The 21,404-nt window shown below is 36.7% G+C and carries 22 protein-coding genes and 1 pseudogene; 8 read left to right on the top strand and 15 right to left on the bottom strand.

The genetic code is table 11. The annotated features are described in order from the left end of the window. From ACXYSK_RS07635 to ACXYSK_RS07610, 6 genes are all read right to left on the bottom strand, one after another. Positions 1-795 carry an FxLYD domain-containing protein gene (locus ACXYSK_RS07635; protein WP_458625591.1) on the bottom strand — a complete coding sequence of 265 codons (795 nt, stop codon included), beginning with the start codon at positions 793-795 and terminating at the stop codon, positions 1-3. Positions 796-1,757: 962 nt separating this feature from the next. Then, positions 1,758-2,543 carry an ABC transporter permease gene (locus ACXYSK_RS07630; RefSeq protein WP_003013947.1) on the bottom strand — a complete coding sequence of 262 codons (786 nt, stop codon included), beginning with the start codon at positions 2,541-2,543 and terminating at the stop codon, positions 1,758-1,760. A gap of 1 nt (position 2,544) precedes the next feature. Then, entirely contained in the window at positions 2,545-3,339 is a 795-nt protein-coding gene (locus tag ACXYSK_RS07625) for an ABC transporter permease (RefSeq protein ID WP_003013825.1), read from the bottom strand. Further along, on the bottom strand, positions 3,336-4,322 hold the full coding sequence (locus ACXYSK_RS07620) for an ABC transporter ATP-binding protein (RefSeq protein WP_003010129.1): 987 nt from the start codon (positions 4,320-4,322) through the stop codon (positions 3,336-3,338). The genes ACXYSK_RS07625 and ACXYSK_RS07620 overlap by 4 nt, the downstream gene beginning before the upstream one ends. Further along, positions 4,315-4,518: a hypothetical protein gene (locus ACXYSK_RS07615; protein ID WP_003010127.1), complete on the bottom strand. Its 204-nt coding sequence runs from the start codon at positions 4,516-4,518 to the stop codon at positions 4,315-4,317. Before ACXYSK_RS07615 ends, ACXYSK_RS07620 begins: the two co-directional genes overlap by 8 nt. Before the next feature lie 657 nt (positions 4,519-5,175). After that, positions 5,176-5,301 carry a hypothetical protein gene (locus tag ACXYSK_RS07610; protein ID WP_458625590.1) on the bottom strand — a complete coding sequence of 42 codons (126 nt, stop codon included), beginning with the start codon at positions 5,299-5,301 and terminating at the stop codon, positions 5,176-5,178. Positions 5,302-5,318: 17 nt separating this feature from the next. Between ACXYSK_RS07610 and ACXYSK_RS07605 the strand changes: the two genes are divergently transcribed. The 7 genes from ACXYSK_RS07605 (at position 5,319) to ACXYSK_RS07575 (ending at position 10,276) form a co-directional block, all read left to right on the top strand. Next, entirely contained in the window at positions 5,319-5,765 is a 447-nt protein-coding gene (locus ACXYSK_RS07605) for a sigma factor-like helix-turn-helix DNA-binding protein (RefSeq protein ID WP_225750020.1), read from the top strand. 87 nt (positions 5,766-5,852) lie between these two features. Beyond that, positions 5,853-6,167 carry a hypothetical protein gene (locus tag ACXYSK_RS07600; protein ID WP_346775286.1) on the top strand — a complete coding sequence of 105 codons (315 nt, stop codon included), beginning with the start codon at positions 5,853-5,855 and terminating at the stop codon, positions 6,165-6,167. Continuing rightward, positions 6,167-7,255, top strand: a complete 1,089-nt coding sequence (locus tag ACXYSK_RS07595; protein WP_458625589.1) for an ATP-binding protein — start codon at positions 6,167-6,169, stop codon at positions 7,253-7,255. Before ACXYSK_RS07600 ends, ACXYSK_RS07595 begins: the two co-directional genes overlap by 1 nt. Before the next feature lie 72 nt (positions 7,256-7,327). Further along, positions 7,328-7,858, top strand: a complete 531-nt coding sequence (locus tag ACXYSK_RS07590) for a hypothetical protein (protein ID WP_225750018.1) — start codon at positions 7,328-7,330, stop codon at positions 7,856-7,858. Between the two features lie 203 nt (positions 7,859-8,061). After that, entirely contained in the window at positions 8,062-8,715 is a 654-nt protein-coding gene (locus ACXYSK_RS07585) for a replication protein (protein WP_458625588.1), read from the top strand. A gap of 13 nt (positions 8,716-8,728) precedes the next feature. Beyond that, positions 8,729-8,992 (top strand): helix-turn-helix domain-containing protein, encoded by a 264-nt coding sequence (locus tag ACXYSK_RS07580; protein ID WP_061418099.1) that lies wholly within the window; start codon positions 8,729-8,731, stop codon positions 8,990-8,992. A 66-nt stretch (positions 8,993-9,058) separates the two neighbouring features. Beyond that, a complete protein-coding gene (locus ACXYSK_RS07575) occupies positions 9,059-10,276 on the top strand; it encodes a site-specific integrase (protein WP_458625587.1) in 1,218 nt (405 codons plus the stop codon). Positions 10,277-10,382: 106 nt separating this feature from the next. Here ACXYSK_RS07575 and rpsI read toward each other — a convergent pair whose 3' ends face one another. The 8 genes from rpsI to pbp2b form a co-directional block, all read right to left on the bottom strand. Continuing rightward, positions 10,383-10,775, bottom strand: a complete 393-nt coding sequence (gene rpsI, locus ACXYSK_RS07570) for a 30S ribosomal protein S9 (protein WP_002893764.1) — start codon at positions 10,773-10,775, stop codon at positions 10,383-10,385. An 18-nt stretch (positions 10,776-10,793) separates the two neighbouring features. Further along, positions 10,794-11,240, bottom strand: coding sequence for a 50S ribosomal protein L13 (rplM, locus tag ACXYSK_RS07565; RefSeq protein WP_001044622.1), 447 nt, complete (start codon positions 11,238-11,240; stop codon positions 10,794-10,796). Between the two features lie 159 nt (positions 11,241-11,399). Then, positions 11,400-12,107, bottom strand: a complete 708-nt coding sequence (locus ACXYSK_RS07560) for a YwaF family protein (RefSeq protein ID WP_458625586.1) — start codon at positions 12,105-12,107, stop codon at positions 11,400-11,402. 122 nt (positions 12,108-12,229) lie between these two features. Then, a complete protein-coding gene (locus tag ACXYSK_RS07555) occupies positions 12,230-12,841 on the bottom strand; it encodes an NUDIX hydrolase (protein ID WP_458625585.1) in 612 nt (203 codons plus the stop codon). Continuing rightward, positions 12,828-14,201: a UDP-N-acetylmuramoyl-tripeptide--D-alanyl-D-alanine ligase gene (locus tag ACXYSK_RS07550; protein WP_458625584.1), complete on the bottom strand. Its 1,374-nt coding sequence runs from the start codon at positions 14,199-14,201 to the stop codon at positions 12,828-12,830. Before ACXYSK_RS07550 ends, ACXYSK_RS07555 begins: the two co-directional genes overlap by 14 nt. 53 nt (positions 14,202-14,254) lie before the next feature. Beyond that, entirely contained in the window at positions 14,255-15,298 is a 1,044-nt protein-coding gene (locus ACXYSK_RS07545; protein WP_458625583.1) for a D-alanine--D-alanine ligase, read from the bottom strand. 166 nt (positions 15,299-15,464) lie between these two features. After that, entirely contained in the window at positions 15,465-16,061 is a 597-nt protein-coding gene (gene recR / locus ACXYSK_RS07540; RefSeq protein ID WP_000966738.1) for a recombination mediator RecR, read from the bottom strand. A 10-nt stretch (positions 16,062-16,071) separates the two neighbouring features. Then, entirely contained in the window at positions 16,072-18,114 is a 2,043-nt protein-coding gene (gene pbp2b / locus ACXYSK_RS07535) for a penicillin-binding protein PBP2B (protein WP_458625582.1), read from the bottom strand. 193 nt (positions 18,115-18,307) lie between these two features. Between pbp2b and ACXYSK_RS07530 the strand changes: the two genes are divergently transcribed. Then, positions 18,308-19,150: a MurR/RpiR family transcriptional regulator gene (locus ACXYSK_RS07530; RefSeq protein WP_458625581.1), complete on the top strand. Its 843-nt coding sequence runs from the start codon at positions 18,308-18,310 to the stop codon at positions 19,148-19,150. 96 nt (positions 19,151-19,246) lie between these two features. Here the strand turns inward: ACXYSK_RS07530 and ACXYSK_RS07525 are convergent. Then, positions 19,247-21,367 (bottom strand): annotated as a pseudogene (locus tag ACXYSK_RS07525) (alpha-L-fucosidase); the annotation flags it as partial. Positions 21,368-21,404: the final 37 nt, after the last annotated feature.

Raw genomic sequence — 21,404 nt, 5'->3', positions numbered from 1 at the left:
CTACTCATACCTAAAACTGTTTTCACCCAGATTAACCTTAAAATATTTGAACCTCTTGTCTGAATCTGGAATCGAGAATTCGAAGCTTTGTTTAGTTCCATTTTCCCATAAATATCTTGTTTCAAACTTAAAACCAGAATAAATTTTATCATTTTCATCATAAAAAGAAATATTTATATCTATGTAATTGATGCGATGACCTGTAGTATTTTCAAAATTCCCCACGTAGCGTTTCTCTTTTTCTGATCCATCTTCAACCTCTTCAACTACAAAGTTTTTTGCATCAAACGTATCTACTAATATTCCGTAAACTCTATTAAATTCTTTAACAGCTTCACCGGACCTCAATATATCATTTAAACTATTTTTATCTTGAACAGGGATTTCACTTATTGAATTAATATCTAAAAGTAATTCATAACGTTTATGTTGGAGTTTGTTCCACTCGTTTCTAAAGATTCTATCCAAGTATTTTCGATTTATTGCCGTTTCCTTTTCATTCTTAAGGACATCAATATAGGTGTCAGCTAGTTTCTTTAACTCAGGATTTTCGAACTCTCGATTTTTATATTTCTTAAGTTCATTTAGTTCATAATCCACATAGGTTCTATAGTTTTTTAGTGATTCTTTATCATACTCCCTTTTGGCAACAACCTCCCAACGTTTATCTAACCCTTTTGCTAATGAAGTTAGAAATTCATTATCATAGGTATTATTGTTGTTTTTACTTGCATTAAATATAAGCAAAAGCATTAGTAGAAGTATTGAAACTACACCTATTAGTTTTTTTCCCACACTCAATCTCTCATTTCTATCTTTTTTTCTATTATAACACTCCTTTGATTACTGTCAAACTAATAGATGCTTTTGAAAAGTATTGTAAATATAGGCCCTTTTCTATATCAAATGAATTTCATATATTTGAGAAAAGTTGTCGATAAAAAATAACTCAAGAAAAATTTTGTGATAAGTCTTACTTTTTAACAAAAAAAGAACACCCCGAAAGGTGCTCTTTGTAAGTATAGTAATTCTTTCGAATTAACGTTTACTAAATTGTGATGCTTTACGAGCTTTCTTAAGACCTGGTTGGGGCATCACTTATTTCGTCTAATTTCAAAGTGCTTTAAAATCAACATTTTCATAAGTTTTTAAAAATTAAAATTTCAATTAATTTCAATCACTTTCATTAAAATAAGGTAAACTTTCATTAAAAACAAGATAAAATCGAACCAGAATATCAAAAGTTTACCTTATTTAGTTTTTACAGAGGTGAAATAGGGGTTCACTACACGTCAATAGATGTTAGAAACCTTGATTTTAAGCGATTCTTGAAATTCTAAATTTCACTACATTGCAATATAAATCAACCGAATCACTACCTTTTTCACTACCTTTTTTGAAATAAGAATAATGATTCGGATATATAAAAGAAGAGGAACTTTATTGTGAAGCTCCTCTTTTTGTTATGTGTTCTTTTTCTCACAGATCGTATGACCTGGTTTGACACAGTTGGATTTCAGGTACTTTCAGTTTAGCTTTATATCAACCATCATCAAAATCCAACTATTTTCTTATTTTAAAAAATATGAATAAGTTTGATTGAATGAGGGAATTTCTTTAAATTTTTTCTTAGCACCTATAAGTTAATAATACTATTCTTTAAATTATAGTTTATAATTATCTGATGTTTCAATGACCACAAAACAAAGTACAGCGAATCACTTCCTTTAGTCAAACATATAACTGAACAACATTGTTTATCTTCCTGCACTTTCATATTTTTTCAATCCTTTTCTAAAAATTGTACGACTGATAATAATCAAAAAAACTGTAAAAACTATTTGATAGAAAAATAGGTTCAATGTATCTTTCCCTAAAAATATTAATACTGCAGGATTGGCAATTAATAAATTGGGCACAAATAACATAGTGATCAATCTGTTAATACCTGTAAAAATATTATATGGATACTTAGAAATTCCAATATAATTCAAAAATACATCTACTTTTGAAAATTTAGTTGGGAACCAAAATGAACTAATCGTTATTAGAAACCAAATTGAATAATATATAATACAACCACACATTAAAGAAAGGATATAAAATAATATTTTTAATGAATTTAAATGTACATTTAAATTTCCATAACTTATAAAAATGATCGCAAGACCAAAAAAAGTATTCACGAATTGAACTAAATTAAATGATCTAAAAATATAGAACAACTGAGTATCAAACGGCCTCAATAAAATTTGATCCAAGTTACCACTCAAAATATCTGATTCTAAAATTCCCATACTTCTAATTAACAATCCCATCATAACTCCATCTACAATAGTGTAGGAACCTACCAAAAATAAAATTTGATAATAGTCCCAACCATTAAAAGAGTCTATGTTTAAGAAAATCAATCTAAAAAATACAATAGGTAAACCAATCCACAGTATCGACGAAAATAGACCACAAAAGAAGTCAAAATGAAAATTCATATCAGATTTAAAACCAAAATGAAGTAGCCTAAAAATTACTTTTATTCTAAACATTTTATCCTCCCACATTTGAGAAGTGCTCCACTCCTTTTCTCAATATGAATCTTGATATAATATAAAAAATGATGCACCAAATCAATTGAATACAAATAATTCTCAAATAGTCTATTAATTTATATGTATCATTACTAAACATCTGAAGCGGTTCATATACTAAGTATTTAAAAGGTAATACATCTAAAAACAGACGAAAATTATTTGAAAAAAAACTTAAAGGCAATAATATTCCTGATAAAAACTGAATTACTATTTCTTTAACAGTAAGGACAAAAAATATATTTTCTAACCAAAAAGAAAGCATACCTACACAACATGATATTAAAAACCATAGAACCATAGATAGAATAATTGCAATACTTCCTAAAATAAGAATTTCAATGGTTAATAACTCATTCTTGTAATAAACACTGGAGAATAAAATGACAGGAATGATGATAAATAATAAATGAGCAAGCCTATCTCCAAGCATTTTACAAAAATAATACTTATAAAAAGTAACAGGTTTTATTAATATGCTAAAAAAATTTCCTGAATGAACATCGTCATTGATTTCCCAATCAACTGGATAAAAAACAAAATATGAAAAAATTATAGTCCCCAAATAGTATTGAACCATTGAGGTAAAATCATATCCTGCTATATTTATCTGGTTACTCTGATATATATACGTCCATAAAAATACTGATATCATAATTTGTATACTTGCCTGTAACATTAACAATAGTACACTTGATTTATAGTTCAAAATAGATCGAAATGATATCAGAATAATAGACATTTCTTTTTTCAATTGTGCTCCTTTTTTGTAAAATAGTTTTGTAAAATAATTTCTTCTAAAGAAAGATTTGATATTTCAAAATCTTCTATATCTACAAGCTTATTGATTGATTCTAATGTCTCAAAGACAAAATCTCTAGGTATTTTTAGTATACATTCCGATTTTGTTTGAGAAATGACTACTACTCCTTTAACAGAGCATAACTCTGGTACCAAATCTAATGTCATTTTTATCTTTAAATATTTAAAATCAGAAAATTTAGATAAAATAACATCCATTGACTCCTGCAAAATAATTTTTCCTTTGTCAATGACGATTAATTCGTCACAAACAGACGAAATATCATCCATATCATGACTCGTTAAAATAATAGTAGTATGACATTCTTCATTCATTTTCTTTAAAAATGTTCTGATATCTTTTTTAGACTGTATATCTAACCCTATAGTAGGCTCGTCTAAAAATAATATTTCCGGACTTGTTAAAGATGCCGCGATAAACTCCATTTTCATTTTTTGTCCAAGAGAGAGGGTCCGGACCTGCTGGTAAAGCTGATCTTTTACATTCAACAAATTGCTTAATTCCTGAATTCGTTCTTGTAAAATCGCCGGTTCTACCTCATATAAAGTACCAATCAATTGAAAATAATCCATAGCCGAAACATCTTGAAATAACTGTAATTTATTTCCTACTACTATTGAAATTTTTTTTCTAAAATTTATACTTCTTTTAAATGGAATTTCTCCATTCACTTCTAATTTTCCGGAACTAGGATAAAGAGTCCCAGTCAACATTTTAATCGTTGTGGATTTACCAGCTCCATTACTCCCAATAAAGCCAACTATACTCCCTCTCTTAATCGTAAAACTAATATCTTGAACAGCTCGAATCGTTATTTGATTACGTTTCAAAAATCTCTTGATAAATGGGAGTCTTGAATCAAAATTATAAAAATTTTTAGATAAATTCTGAGCATTAATAACTATTTCACTCATATATCTCTCCTTTCGATAAAATATATTTACTTGTACTTTTTCCATACTTTACCAAAATGCTAAAGATTGAGCTAAAATCTTCGGGATGGGTAAAATAATATTTGTCTTTAAAAAGTTTCTCAAAACCTTCAAGGCGATTATTGAAATCATTAAATTTTGTATTGTCTAGCTGGTTGAATGTCTCTTTAATATCCATAAACTTTCTCCGTGATTCTTTATTTCACTTTATAAATAGAAGAGTGTCTATATATTTATAGATCCTCAAGAACTTGCATTTTATCAAGTATAAGTAGAATAGTATGTAAGGGTTTACATATTCATATTATATGATTATTTAAGGAATCCGTCAATTTTCCACATATTTATTTCGAGATAGATAAATTGGAATAGTTACTGATTCAAAAAGAACACACTTATTGACATTGAAACAAAAGCAATACTAAAACTAAAGAGTCTGGGACAATAGTCCCTTATTTCCAAAAAAAGCAACGGATTTACCGTTGCTTTTTTTGCATGGTTGCGATAGGAGGTCTTATTTTTCGAATCTTTACATTTTACCAACATTTAAAGCCATCCCAAGTTCTCTCGATGAACAGAGCTTAGGATGGCTTTTTTTGTTTTTATTCTACTTTGTTAATATATTGATATTCGTATAAAGTTCCCTAAAAGATTCGTGTACACGAATCTTTTTAAAATGAGGTTTCACCTCAAACACCAATTTATTCATAAAAATTTATTTTCAATTGTTTATTCCCTAAAGGGAATTATACTCCAAAATCAAGATTCTGTCAAGTTAAATTTCAGTTACAAATCTTTACCCTCCCCCCCCCACACAAGTGCTGTGGGGGATTTTTTATTTTTCTAAACTTTTTTCACTTTTTTGTCCGACGACACCCCAAAAAATCTCCTTATAAACAAGAACAACCATCCAGCTCATGATGTTAAACCGAGCAAGAACACGTTCACTATTTTTGTCCATAAGAAAGGTAAAGAATCATGGCAAAAGAAAATTCAAAACAACCCAAACCTGACAAGGTCGCTATCCGAAGAGAAAAAGAAATTAAGGAAGCGGCTGAACGTGGCGACTGGAAAAGAGTTGTCCATCTTTTATCATTACCATTTGATAACGCAGAAAGAAAAGACAGGTATCATGGAAAACTCAGCCTCAATTTCATCTATAAGAGGAAAGAAATGCTTGACTTTCTACCAGATAACTTCAGACACTCCAATCCTCTTGAAATGCTCATTTATCAAGAAGATATCCAAATAGTCTATCAGACAATTGATAATTTTGACGATATCGTACAAAGCATTATCTATGGTTACTTCTTTGAAGATAAGAATTTTACTCAATTAGCTGAAGAAGTTCACCTCAGTGATAAAACAGTCAAAAGAAGGCTAGAAAAATCACTCAAACTTCTGAGGGAAAAACTAGAAGAGTAAATAAAGACTGTCCAGCTCATGACATGAAACCGAGCTTGTCTCTTCTCACTTTTAAATCTACTTATAGAAAGGTATATCCATATGAAAATTAAACCACAACACCGCAAAGGCGGTTACTCAAACCACATCGCTCAACAATACGTTGACCTTACCGAACCTATCTACTTATTGAGTGACGAACTCGAACCCCAACAAAAATATGAAGATAATAAACCAACCGGTGAAATTATCGCATATAAGGCTTGGTTTGGTCAAAAAGGACTTCCACCTTTTCAAGTAAAATTTACAGAAGCACCTGAACTACCAGACTACCTATCTCTAATTTCATTTGAAAATCTAGTAGCATGCGAAGTTAACTACAATGTTTACTTCAAAGCTGATGGATTGAAAGAGGTGAACTAATGGTTTCAACTCTTACACAAAGAGAGTTGGAACAATACCTGTTACAGAGCTTGAACATGGGTTTGGGCTCTGTATTACAGGGTGAAACATCCTACACCAACTCTTTTAACATTCTCGTCCGAGAAGACGGTTTTATCTTTGTCCCTCGGCTTCCTTGTGGCTTTATCATCGATGATGACTTGTATCAAAAGATTTTTCTAATCGCAAACGCCTCCCTCTATCCACAATATACTTTGTTAAAGCAAAATTCTGCTTACTTTATCGCATTAAAGACAGAGGATATTCATGTTCAGCGAGGCTTATTCTTCCCATGGGAAATCGGAATTTCGGAACGCTTGGTTATTCCAGAACTTGAGACATTTGCCTCAAATCTAAAGGGTAATAATATTCCTATTATGAAAAATCTAACCATTAACTATGACAAGGTAACATCCCTTGCGATTGCGGGAAATTCAGGTAGTGGAAAAAGCTATACCCTTACCTACCTTTTAAGTGTCCTCAGAAACTTTTCTGACTTGATTATCATTGACCCTAAGTTTGATACCCCATCACGTTGGGCAAGAGAATACCAAATCCCTGTCATTCACCCTCATGAAAACCGTTCTAAGTCTGACTTTGTGTCAGAAATCAATGAAAACTTAAGCAAGTGTCTGACCATCATCCATAAAAGGCAAGCCATCCTGTTTGAAAATCCTAGGCACGATTTTAAACATCTAAGCATTGTCATTGATGAAGTCCTTGCCTTGTCAGAAGGGGTCAACAAAACCATAAAAGATTCCTTCTTCTCGTTATTATCTCAAATCGCGTTACTGGGACGTTCCACACGAGTTCATTTACTTCTAGTCAGTCAACGCTTTGACCACAATACAATTCCTGTATCCGTTAGGGAACAATTGAACGTTCTGATACAGATTGGAAACATTAATAAAAAGACCACACAGTTTTTGTTTCCTGACCTTGACCCAGAAGGTATCGTTATTCCAATCGGCAAAGGGACTGGATTAATTCAAATCATTGATAATGAACATCCTTATCAAGTTCTACCTTTGCTATGTCCAACCTATTACACTAAGAAAGGAATTTTATAGATTATGAGAAAAACGAACTTTCAAAAAAACATACATCCCGCAACTACCCTTTTTATAGTGGGAATCCTATCCATGTTTATTGCAATTCTATTGAGGTTTGGGATGAACCCCTTGGAAAACAGTATCTATTTCACATCTCTGTTTGAGTTCCTGCGCTTGCTTCACTTTATCAGCTCATCTATCTCTTTCTTGTCCCTTCTCTTATTCTTTGGATTATTTGGCTATGAAATCAAGATACGCCAGAGTGAAGACAGAATAGTTAACCTCTTTAAATCCATCATACAGACCTTTTCACTTCGCCTTTTTCTTATTCAAAGAGAACACTCAGAATCTGTAAGCACAAGCGAGCAAGGGAATGTAAAAAGATACAGTCCTGTCAATAAACAGTTCAATAAAGCAATTCAGAAAGTGGTTGTAGATATAAGAGAAGGAAGCGCAACCTTGATTATTCCTGTTCCCAAATCCCAACAAGCCATTAAAATCTTAAAGGATTTGGAAACAATCATCAGTGAAGAAGTTTCTAGTCGCAATCCAGACTATTATTTTTCAAGACCTGAAAGAAAGGGCATGGACTTCTACTTTATCGGAACAAGACGCAAATGATTGGAAGGGCGCTTTGGCGCACGAAGTGAGCGCCACCTAGCGCCCTTCTGTTTTGGTCTACGGACTAACGGGTTACTACGACCCCGTTAGTCCAATAATCAATAATCACAAAAATATCAAATAAAGCGTGTCCCACCTTCCGAAGACACCCTTCTAAATCTCCTTATAGATAGAAATACAACTGAAAGCGAGACATATTGCACATGGCAAAAGAACAACGTTCTAACAAGTGGGCTTTTCTTTTTTACAAAGAAAGCGCCCCAGAAAACTATTTAGAAATCCTTGAGAGTTTTCATATCCCCTTCATCTTATCCCCTTGGCATGATAGAGATATCAATCGAAAAACAGGTGAGCTAAAAAAAGCTCATAAGCATGGCGCCTTTTTCTTTGATTCACTAAAAAGCTATAATCAAGTATCTGAGCTAATCAAGGATAAATTAAAGGGTCCTGCTCATGTAGAGCCTATTATGTCTCCCAAGGGGATGTATGACTACTTTGTTCATGCGGAGAATCCTGAAAAGACTCAATACAAAATTGATGATATAGAAATAGGATGCGGATTTGAATTAGACAAATTCCTCATAAACAATAACAACGATGATTTTCTATCAACTATTATTGACGTGATAGACAAGAAGAATTTCACAGAGTTTAATCATCTGGTTAGATATGCGAGAGAAGAAAATCCGATCTTATTAAGGCTTATCGTAGATAAAACTTACTTTTTTGCTAAGTATTTAGATTCACGAAGGTATAGCACAGACAAAAGCAAAATAACTTCATCAGAAAATTCTTTGACGAATACTCCTAATGAAACTAGTGACGTCATATCAAGCACTACTTCAATAGAAGTATAATGGAGGAAAAGCTATGCAAGTAATCTTACCAGATGAGCAAATTCATCAAATTCAACTTTTACTCTCTAATCTTATAAATAAAGAAATCAGAGAGCAATTAGACAAGAGCGGTATCGATAGCCCCTATTTGAACAAGCAACAAGCTTGTAACTATTTAGGTATATCAAACAATACACTGGATTCTTGGATTGTAAAAGGCCTACCCAAAATCAAAATCGGTAAAACGATTCGATTCCATAAAGACGCTATCGACCAATGGCTAAACTCACATAACTAGAAATATCAAGATGTTTGTTTTATAATAGTCATGATATTTTCTGGTTCGATACACAAGGAGAATATCATGACTATCACTAAAACAAAAAATGGTACTTATCGTTTAAAAATCTACATTCCAATAGAAGCTCGAATGCCACTTGGAATCGTCAGCAACAACTACTACGATAAACGATTCAAAACAAGAAAGGAGGCACGACAAGCAGAGATAGACTTACTCACGAAGTTAAACCAAATTGAAGACAATGCGTTTTCGGGACTAGGAAAAGAAGATATTCTTTTCTCAGACTTCTATAATAATATTTGGTGGGAATCCTATAAAGCAGGACAAACTACATCAACTTCTAAGCCACCAAGCAGGTCAACAATTGCTAATACCAAAACATGTTTTGAAAAGCATATATTACCACTTCTTGGCAACTATACGATTCAATTTTTAAACCAAAATAAACAGGTTATTCTAAATTTGATGACGGCAAAAGCCAACGAATATGCCAACTTCAAAACTTTACGAAGTTACGTTATTTCTATTTTTGATTGGGCAGAAGAACTTGAATATATTGAAGCAAATAGAGTTGCAAAAACTTTAAGACGAATTAAGGCTGTTAAAAAAATTCAACTTGCAGAATCAAAACGTGATGAAGATTTATATTTAACTCATGAGCAACTCCAAGAATGGTTCTCAGCTTTTAAAGAAGATTTAGAAAACGATAAAATATCACTCAAAGATTACGTCCTTTTCTATCTCACTTTTTTCCTTGGAGATAGAAAATCAGAAACATATGCTCTCCAGTGGAAACATATCGACTTTTCAAAATCTCAGATTCAGTTAATTCAGGCTTTAGATAGATATGGACAAGTAAAATCTACCAAAGGAAATAAAAAAACTATCTTTTCTATTTCTAGCGACTTGCTTCAACTTCTAACCTTATGGAAAAAACAACAAAAATATGAACTAGCAAAGTTTGGTATCATCACTAATCCAGAACAATTCATCTTCACTTACATAGATACCAGAGGAAATATCAATAAACCTTTACACTCTGACTATCTCAATAATAAGATGAAAACTATCAGAAAGCGACACCCAGAGCTTACACAAGCTACACCACATAAACTACGTCATACGGGAGCAACACTCGCTAAACAGGCAGGAATGAGCTTAGAAGCTATTTCCGAAGCTCTAACACATAGCGACACAGGTACAACACAGATTTATGTCAATACTTCTAATGTAGTCCCTATGGCAGTCGGTGAATTTGCCTTAAAGTCTCTAAAACAATAAGGTTAAAACAAGGTAAACTTTGAGGTGAACTTTTTCAAAAAACATAAAAAAAGCACCCATGAGGTAAACTCTTGAGTGCTTTGAAACGTTGATATAATCGTATTGATTAACGTTTTGAGAATTGTGATGCTTTACGAGCTTTCTTAAGACCTGGTTTCTTACGCTCAACTTTACGTGAGTCACGTGTAAGAAGTCCTGCGCGTTTCAATGAATCGCGGAAGTCTGGGTCTACTTGAAGAAGGGCACGAGCGATACCGTGACGGATAGCTCCTGCTTGACCAGCGTATCCACCACCTACAACGTTAACGAAAACGTCGTATGAACCTGCAGTTGAAGTAACTGCGAATGGTTGGTTGATTACAAGACGAAGGTCAGCGTGTGGGATGTACTCTTCAACATCTTTTTTATTAACAGTGATTTTACCAGTTCCTGGAACAAGGCGAACGCGTGCAACAGCGTTTTTACGACGTCCAGTACCTGCATATTGTGCTTGTGACATACTTTATTGTTCCTTTCCTTAGATAAGTCCTGAAATATCAAGAACTTCTGGTTGTTGTGCAGCGTGAGTGTGCTCAGCTCCAACGAATACTTTCAATTTCATACCTTGAGCGCGGCCAAGAGTATTGTGTGGAAGCATACCTTTAACTGATTTCTCGATCAAACGTACTGCATTTTTAGAACGAAGTTCACCAGCAGAGATTGATTTCAATCCACCTGGGTGGTTTGAGTGAGTGTAGTAAATCTTATCAGATGCTTTTTTACCAGTCAATTTAACTTTTTCAGCATTGATAACAATTACGAAGTCACCTGTATCAGTGTGTGGTGTGAATGTTGGTTTGTTTTTTCCGCGAAGTACGCTAGCAACAACTGCTGAAAGGCGTCCAAGAGGTACATCAGTTGCGTCAACAACGTACCATTTGCGTTCTACTTGGCCTGGTTTAGCCATGAATGTAGTTTTGTTCATGATTTCTCCTATATGAATGTCGTTTTTGTTTACAGGGCGGATGTTCCGGTCCGCAAGTTATTTGAAAGGTTCCGGGGCCTTACAAATGGGGTAAACAATACCGCCTACTATTGTATCAAAAATCTCAGATAAAAGTCAAGCGGTTGGGAAAATATTTTTTCATTTTTGCCAGATTCGTAGTCTTCTTTCACCCTTCTCCTCAAGCATGGTCTGAAACGCCTTAGAAACTAAGTAAATAGCGCAAGTCAAGAACAGCGTAACCACTATATAATTGATCAAAGGACCGTGGTCTCCAACCAATGGTGGTTTTGTCAAAAAGCCATAATCTCCACCCGTCATTAGATTAACCACAAAGATCAGCGCATTAAGCGAAGATGTGATGACTAGGATTCGTTTGAAATCCAATAAACTAGCATCATAGTCCTTTAAAAGATAAATCAAGGAATTTCCAAAGAGGGCTAAATGTCCGAAAATAAAAGACAGAATAGCGATGTGGGGGAAGGGATAGGGATCTGGCACTGGATAAACAAAGGCTGCCAATGTCCCAAAGGTTCCAAGCACAGAAAAGTACTGTTTGACTCTAGAGACTCCCGGGGTCAAAAGCACTACAAACATTGCTAAACGGCAATGATAAAAGGGCAGACTTTCTGTCAGAGGCATCTGGTTGACCAAATACCAACCGTAGAGAAGGATTAACTGGGTCGCCTGTAAAATCTGGAAAAATCGTTGACAAATCTTATTATTACCATAGCGATAGGCAAGAAATACAGTCAATGCCAATAAACTAAATAGACTTCCATACCAAAGAAGATCAAATTGGGGTGGCTCCGTCGGCTTCGTGCTAAATAAAGCATCCCAAATATTCATGTAACTTTCCTCATTTTCATATAAGCAGGCCTCTTACTCATCTCTATAGAGCCTAGCTTACATTTATTTCTTATAATTTTGTGTCCCAAAGAAGCTAGTAGCCTTAAGATAAAGCAAAGCTTCTAATCAATATATTGTTCCCGCTCACCCTGATAAACCTGCCAAAGAATATCCATTTGTTCCTTAGTTATTCTTTTTTCAGATAAGGGAGGGAGAGCCGAAATGTCAAAAAATCCTAATTCTGCAACTTCTTGATTTTCTTGAAATTGTCCATCTAATAACTGACAGTCAAAGACGAACTTTGCATACTGCTTGTTCTGAAGTTGAAAGCGGTTGGTATCAAAAACTGCCAATAAAGAGCCTACTTCTGCTGAAAAACCTGTTTCTTCCTGAACTTCTTTTCGGATATTTTCCTTGGGAGAATATCCTACCTCACCAAAACCACCAGGTAATGACCAAGTATCCTCTCCTTGTCCTCTAACCAGGCAAATCTTCTGGTCTTGAACAATCCAAGCTCGTACATCCATCAAGGGAGTTGCATAGCTAGCTGTTGGTTTTAAAATTGCAGTTAATTCCTCTTGATTGAGCTCTGTTTGATCCTGCAAAACACTCCATAAAATCTGACGTAAATCCTCATAACGTTCACGGTCAAAAGGATCCTTTGTATAGGTCAAACCAGTATCGGTAATCGCTAACATTCTCTGCATAGCTTTGGCGAAATCAGTTGTGCTCATTTTCTAGACTTTCTACTAGCTTGGCTAGATTCATAGAGTTCGAACCTTTAAGCAAAATCTGGTCATGTGCACCAAGACTTTCCTTAACTTGCTTAACCATGGCTTCAAACTGGTCTTCTTCAGCTGTTTTCTTGAAGTAGTAAACATGGCCGATTGGGAACATTTGACTAGCTAACTGAGCCAAGTCAGCAATGTCTTCACCGTAGAAAATAACCGTATCAAGGATATCTGGTGAAATGCTCAAAATCATCTGATTATGGAGTTGAACAGACTGGTCTCCAAGTTCTTTCATATCTGCCAGAACTGCGAGTTTCTTACCACCTTCATTGGCTGGAATGGCAGAGAAAGTTTCTAAAATCAACTTCATAGCTGTTGGGTTAGCATTGTAGACATCTGACAAGATATCTGCTCCATTGGCAGCTTTTTTCCACTCGGTACGATTGCGGGTCAATTCTAGATTTTGGAAGGCTTGACCAATTTGCTCCTCAGTCACTCCTTCTTGAAGAGCAACATAAGATGCAATCATGGCATTAGTCGCATTGTACTTACCTGTTACTGGCAAGTCAAGAGCCTGCTCTAAGAAATTGGCCTTGAAGGTTAAGCTATCCTTACGCTCAATCAATTCTGTAATTTCGAGTTCTGCACCTGGACCAAAACGAACTACTTTTTGATCAGCAGGGAGATAATCCTCTACAATGGGATCAGCCGGTGCCAAAAGTAAGGAACCCTTTTCCATCCCATCAGCGATTTGCAATTTCCCTTTGGCAATTTCAGAACGATCTTTAAAGAAGGCCAAATGAGCTTCTCCAACCAAGGTCACAATTGCTGTTTTTGGATGAGCCAATTCAGACAAAAGATGGATATCTCCTAGGTGATCCTGCCCCATTTCCAAGACCAGCTTTTCGGTATCATCTGGCATATGGAGAACCGTGTAGGGAAGCCCAATCTCGTTATTATAGTTCCCTTGCGTTTTGTAGGTTTTGTAACTTGTAGAAAGCAAATGAGCCAACATATCCTTGGTAGTAGTCTTCCCATTTGAACCTGTAACAGCAAAGACATCGACACCTGTCTTTTGAAGGTAATAGGCCGCAAGTGCTTGAAAGGCTGTCAAGACATCATCTACTAAAATGTAAGGATGACCTTCTACTTCCTTTTCTGACAGGGTTACAACAGCGCCATTTTCAAAAGCTGTCTCTATAAAGTCATGACCATCACGCGCCCCCTTTAGTGGCACAAATAAATCTCCAGGCCCAATCAAACGACTATCAAACTCAGCCTTGACTAGCGGGCTATCCGCATAGCTTGTCACATCATTTTTTGCACCGACGGCACGCGCAACTTCGTGAATCGTAAGTTTCATGTTTACTCCTTTAAAAAGGGGCAGGGAGTCTTGCCCCGCCCTTATGTCTGTCTTTACAATAGGTGCGCTTCACGCTTGTCAAAACTTTCCTTAGCAAGATCAACTAAACGTTCAATTAATTCTGGATAAGAAATTCCCATATTGTCCCAAAGTAAGGGATACATAGACCATTGAGTAAATCCTGGCATGGTGTTAAGCTCGTTTAGGAAAACTTCTCCCTTATCTGTATAGAAAAAGTCACAACGTGAGAGACCAAGTCCACCAATAGCACGAAAGGCAGTTTCGGCATTCTTGCGCATTACCGATACCACATCATCGCTAATCTTAGCTGGAATATCCATCGTAATCTTATTATCGATGTATTTTGCTTCATAGTCATAGAAGGCTACATCTTTGACAACTTCACCTGGAAGCGTGCTCTTGACATCGTAGTTTCCTAAGAGACCAACTTCTATTTCACGTGCATTGACTCCTTGCTCTACCAAGACACGGCTATCATACTTGAAGGCAAGTTCTAGAGCTTGATGGAGTTCCTCTTTAGTTTCAGACTTAGAAATACCAACACTAGAACCCATATTGGATGGTTTGGTAAAAACTGGGTAGGTTAATTTTTCTTCGACTTCTGCAATCTTAGAGGCCAAGTCATCCCCTTCAACAATCGCTACGTAAGGAACTTGGGCAATTCCAGCAGATTCCAAAACACGTTTGGTAGTGATCTTATCCATGGCAAGGCTTGAAGATAAGATATTGCAACCGACATAAGGCATTTTCAAGACTTCTAAGAAACCTTGAACGGAACCATCTTCTCCCATAGGTCCATGAAGAACTGGAAAGACAACGGCTCCTTCTTCGTAGATAGCACTTGGAGCAATTTTCTTGTACCAATCAATAGTCGCATTGGTCATGAGACGTTCATCTTGTCCAGGAGTTTGGGTAAATTCTTGGGTTTTGATGAAATCACCGGACTGGCTGATAAAGAAGGTTTTGACTGCGAAACGATCATAGTTAACCGCACGCATCACACTCGCAGCCGACAATACAGACACTTCACGTTCTGCACTGCGTCCACCATATAATAAAATTATTGTTTGTTTCATATGATTGTCCTGTTTCTACTAGAATACTTGCTCTTTAGTATATCACATTTGTCTCTTTTTTTAAACTTGAATAGCAAAAAAGAGACTGGATTAAAAATAAATCCAGCCTCTTAGTTTCTTAAAATCTTATCTATTAGCTAATTGCTTCTATCATTAATCTTACAGACTAGAGTTCTGTACGATTTTCGATAGCTCTTAGGAGCGTTACTTCGTCCGCATATTCGATATCAGCTCCGACTGCTAGACCTCGTGCTAGACGAGTAACCTTGATTCCTGCGGGTTTGAGAAGTCGTGAGATATACATGGAAGTCGCCTCACCATCAGCAGTCGCATTGGTCGCTACGATGACCTCAGAAACTTCGCTATCCATGAGACGTGTCATGAGACTCTTGAGATTGATGTCATCTGGGCTAATCCCATTCATAGGTGAAATTAAGCCGTGTAAGACATGGTAAAGACCGTGGTATTCTTGAATATTTTCCATGGCAGCGACATCGCGACTATCTTCCAGAACCAGAATCGTGGATTGGTCACGACTAGGGTCTGTACAGATAGAGCAAGGGTCCTCGTCTGTTAAACGTCCACAAATAGAGCAATAAGTCAATTCTCGCTTAGCTGCAAGGAGATTTTTTGCAAATTCATTGACATCGTCATCCGGCATCCCAATGGTATAAAAGGCCAGTCGGGTCGCTGTCTTAATCCCGATACCTGGAAGTTTAGAATAACTGTCAATCAGTTTAGCTATAGGTGTTGGATAAAGCATGGCTTCCTTTCTAATTCATTGGATGGTGTTGGTTGTATAGATTGATAATGTCGCGAGCAATTGCTGGCCCAACATTTTTGGTTAAATTGGTATTATGAGGAAAGACTACTGCAACTGCAATTTGAGGATTTTCTGTTGGAGCATAGGCCACGGCATTGGTATTATTAGCTTCTTGACCACCAGCTACATAGCTTTCAGCTGTACCGGTCTTACCACTGATAGAAACAGTGGCGCCATCTGAAAACGCCCGTCCTGTCGTAAGGGGACTAGTTCCATGCGATACTTGGTAAAATCCTTGGTGCAAGATTGCCATATCTGATTCAGAAATATTGACCTTGTTGATTTCCTTGGTATCTATTGCTTGGATTAATTCCCCAAGGCCACCCTTATCATTGTTGTCATAGATTCCTTCTACGATGTGAGGAGCTAAGCGGACACCATTATTGGCAATAGTTGCAACATACTGAGCTAACTGCATTGGGGTGTAGTTATCGAACTGCCCGAAAGCATTATTTAGATAGTTGGCCAAATCATAGTCTTTAGGGATAAAGCCTGTTGATTCCTCGGGCAAGTCAATACCTGTAGAAGCACCCAAACCATACTCACTAAAAGTCGCGCGTAGTTTTCCCATGGCAGACTCAAGTTGGTTGGTTTTGACTGTCATATTTGGTTGATAGGTCTGACCCATCATTCCTAGCGCAGTTTGAACCATGTAGGCATTAGATGAATATTCTAGAGCCTCAACGGCTGTAACCGGAAAGGAACTGTAATAAGGGGTATACCAGGAATTGATAGGGGCAGAACCTTGGAAGACGATTGGTTGGTCTGTCAAGGTTTGGTTACCTGACAAGACCCCATTTTCCCAACCAGAACTGATGGTTGCCGCCTTAACGACAGACCCTGGTACAAAAACATTGGTCACTGTTCCTAGTGAGTCTGGTGTCAAGTCTCCTGTTTCTAGATTGTGTTTAATTCCTGACATTGCCAATACAGCACCTGTCTTAGGATTAAGGGCTACTGCATAAACGCCTTCTGAGTATTTAGCACCACCATTTGCAAGTTCAGAATTGAAATAACTCTTCAAGAGGCTATCAACACTATCTTGGAAGGTCAAATCAATGGTTAATTTGGTGTTTTTACCCTTGCTACCTTCTTCGATATTCTCTACGCTCTCCATGTCTCCGTGCTTGTCCAAATGGATTTCCTTGATGGTCCGTTTACCTTGCAAGACTTCTTCGTATTGTTTTTCAAGGTAAGAAGTCCCGACACGGTCATTGAGCGAGTAACCTTTTTTCAAATACGCATCCACTTCTTCTGCTGGAAGTCCGGATTTTTCACTAGAAACAGTTCCAACAATAGATGAAAGTGAGGTTTCTAAAACCTTTCGATCCCATGAAGTAGAGATAGAAATACCTGGCAATTTCTTAGAAGCAGATGCAATCAGAGCTACCTGCGTATCCGTCAAAGGATCGGTTTGGATATTCCCTGTCGCAAAATTTTCTACTGAATTGAGTTGGCTAAAGAGGTAGATTGCCTTCTTTTCATCATCAGAATAGTTCAGCTGATTCGCTGTAATACTCTCAGCAGCATTATTATAGAGTTCAGATTCAGAAAGTTGATTGCCATCAGAATCAAAACGTTTATCCTTAGGAAGAGCTTCAACTGTTTTCTTATAAGCTTCGGCATCCGCCAAGTAGTAGTCTGCCATTTGTCGGTCCGTCAACTCTGGAGAAGTGACTGTGACATAAGTCAACAATTTTTTAGAAATATCCTTCAAATCAGCCGCAGTCATCTTGTTACTTCGTGTGAATGAAACAACTTGTTTAACGGTGTTTTGGACTAAGGGTTTACCAGTCGCATCATAGATCTCTCCGCGAGCGGAACCCATGGTTACTCGAGTTTGGCTAGCAGAAGCTAGTTTATTTTCATAAAAATCCTTATGAAGAACTTGCATATAAAGCAAACGGCCAATAATTGTTAAAAAAAGCAAAATGACGATTGCAAATAACAAATTAAGCCGTATCGGTATCGAGTGGCTATTGAATTTTCTCATACAAATCAATCTCATTTCTAATCAAAATCTTACTTTTCATTGTACCATAATTTAGGGAGAAAATTATGGAAAAAGAAAAGACTTTTCCTTTTTGGCCCAAAAATTATTTTCTATGATATAATAGTGGTAAGCGCTATTTTTATTTGTTAGATTCATCAAAGGAATTCTAGCAAATATCTATAAAAGGAGTCCCATGAATAAGCAAGACATCTCTACGATTATTAATCTTCATTTTGAGGAAATGACGGAATTAGAGCAAGTGATTGCCCGTTATTTCTTACAAGTTGAAACAATTCATGACGACTTGTCTTCGCAAGAGGTCACCCAAAAACTACATATCTCACAAGCTGCTCTCACACGTTTTGCAAAAAAATGCGGATTCAAAGGTTATCGTGAGTTTATCTTTAAATATCAACAACAAAAAGATGCCCTAACTCTCCTACAACCAGATATGAATCCCTTGACACAAAGAGTCTTAAGAAGCTATACTAATCTCCGAGAAATGTCTCGAGAACTGATTGATGAAAAACAACTAGAACGCGTAGCCCAAATGATTGAACAGGCTGAGCGTGTCTACTTCTTTGGAACTGGAAGTTCTGGCTTAGTCGCTCGGGAAATGAAATTTCGCTTCATGAGACTGGGTGTAGTCTGTGAAGCCATAACAGATCCAGATGGTTTTGCCTGGACTACAAGCATTTTGGATAAGAACTGTCTCGTATTTGGTTTTTCTCTTTCAGGAACAACAACTTCCGTCATCGATAGTCTACTAGATGCTCAGGATATGGGAGCAAAAACTGTTCTATTTACCAGTATGCTTAGCAAGGAGACTCAGGACTTTACTGAGACTGTACTTGTAGCAAATCAAGGTCAATCCCCTTATATTCAACGGCTTTCTGCCCAGCTTCCTATGCTCTTTGTCATTGACTTACTTTATGCTTATTTCTTAGAAATTGATCGCGAAAGCAAAGAAAAAATCTTTAATAGCTATTGGGAAAACAAAAAATTGAATGGTTATCGTAGAAATCGCAGAAAGTAAAAATCCTAAATTGTTAAAACAATTTAGGATTTTTTATCACTCAAAATTACTTACATAAGAGTTCAATGGATATTTATCTATAGTCGATAATTTTTCCTAAAGTAATTCTGCTTTCATCACTCGAATCGTTGCTTCTGAAGCGAATCCAAGAAGAGCATTATCAGAAACGCTAGTCATTTTCACCTTGAAATCAAAGATGGAATCAGCTTGCTCTGTAAAGTCAATCGTTGGAATAGTGATTGTTTTCTCTGTTTCACCATCCTGGAAGGTTAGGTCAGCTGTTGTATCCTTGTAAACCTTACCGTGAACCCCAGTTCCTGGCTCTGTTACAACATGGACTGTTGCTACACCCTTACTTCCACCAACACGTTTGATGGTTACAGTAACCGGTTGACCTTTTTGAACTTCATAGGTTGTTTCTTTCATTTCAAACATACCCTTGCCGGCATTGTTGAGGGTGTAAATACCTTCAGTTGCAATGGCTTCGCCAGTTTTATTGACAAGTTTGATAGTATGTTCACCAGGAGCCAAGTCATCTGTTTCATAGACCATTTGGCTACGTTTACGAGTTGCATTCTGGGTTTGGACATCTACAACCTTTTGACCATCTACGTAAACTGACATTTCCCCGTGGTTTGGATCGACGGTAGAAACGACATATGCTTTTGTTCCTGTGAAGCGGTAGGTTACACTTGCATCTTTTTGGTTGGTCCACATAGATGTTCCACGGATACCTTCAGATTCATCATACCAAGTTGTATTTTCTTTATCGGCTGTTGTGTTTGAATGGTAATCCAATCCAAGTGGATATCCATCTGTTTTCTCGATACTGCTTGGTGTCTTATAGACAGAGAAATTTGTCAAGATAGGAGTTGCTTGCGCACCAGTAATTGTTACGCGAATCTTTTGTGCTTCTACTGGCTGACCTTGGATCAGACGACGATAACCAACAGTTGAGCCCTCACCGTATGGTAACCAACGACCGTTGAGTTCAACTTCAACCTTGAATCCTGAGATACGTTGACCTTTAGCAATATCTTCTTTGAGTTCAACTACATCAAAACGTCTCTTTTGACCAAGATCGACAGTAAATTCACCCGTTTTAGCATCATTTGCTAGCGCCCAGCTGGTATCATCCTTACCATCTGTTAGGTGGCTTGCTTGATACAAGTGATTCTTACGAGTAGAGCTTGCAGTAACTGTTGCACCCTTAGCAAAGTCAGTCGCATACATTTGGTCCAAGGTTGCTCGGAATTCTTGCAAACGAGCCACATCTGCATCTGCGAATTTACCTTCTTTGTTTGGTGGAATATTGAGAAGCAGTGGCGTTCCACGACCAACAGATTTGAAGTAAATATCCATCAAATCTTTGATTGATTTTGGTTGTTGATTGTCATGGTAGAACCAACCTGAACGGATAGAAACGTCTGCTTCACCAACTGAATACATATCTCCTTCTGGATCTCCATGGTTGAGATATTCATTCTTCACATCGTCAGTGATTTTAGCTTTCTTGACCTTATGCCAAACTGGATCTCCAGCAATACCACGTTCATTACCAATCCAACGTACACTTGTTGGTTGAGCAGAGAAAATAGCGATATCTCCTTCAGCTTTCTTGATGTACCCGAACCACTTATCAAAGGTGTAGGTTACTTTTTGAGCCCCGCTACCACGCGCACCATCCATCCATACCTCGATGAACTTACCGTTATTTCCGTATTTAGGATTGCCAAGGATTTCCTTGAGTTGGTTGAGGTAGTATTCGTTGTACTCTTTTTCAGTATTCACGTGATAGTTTGGATTGTTTGCATCCCAAGGTGATAGGTACACACCCATATTCATGTCATACTTAGTTGCTGATTTTGAGATTTCTTCGAGAAGGTCACCCTTACCATTTTTCCATGGACTAGCAGCCACGGTATGTTTTGTGTATTGAGAAGGATAGATGACAAATCCGTCATGGTGTTTAACGACCATAATTGTTCGTTTTAATCCGGCATCCTTCAATGTTTTAATCCACTGATCTGTATCAAGATTTGTTGGATTAAAGTACTCAGGATTTTCTCTACCATTTCCCCACTCAGAGTTGGTATAGGTATTCATACCATAGTGGATGAAGGCAGCCAATTCTTCTTTATGGTAGTCCAATTGGGCCTTACTTGGCAGTGGACCGTAAGTTGCGATCTCTGTTTCTTGATCCTCAGGGGAGCTTACTTTATTTTTATATTTTTCTTGTTGATTATAGGTCAAT

The organism is Streptococcus sp. V919 (assembly GCF_054353475.1).
The sequence above is the reverse complement of the archived record's forward strand: the minus strand, read 5'-3'. Positions and strand labels throughout refer to the sequence as shown.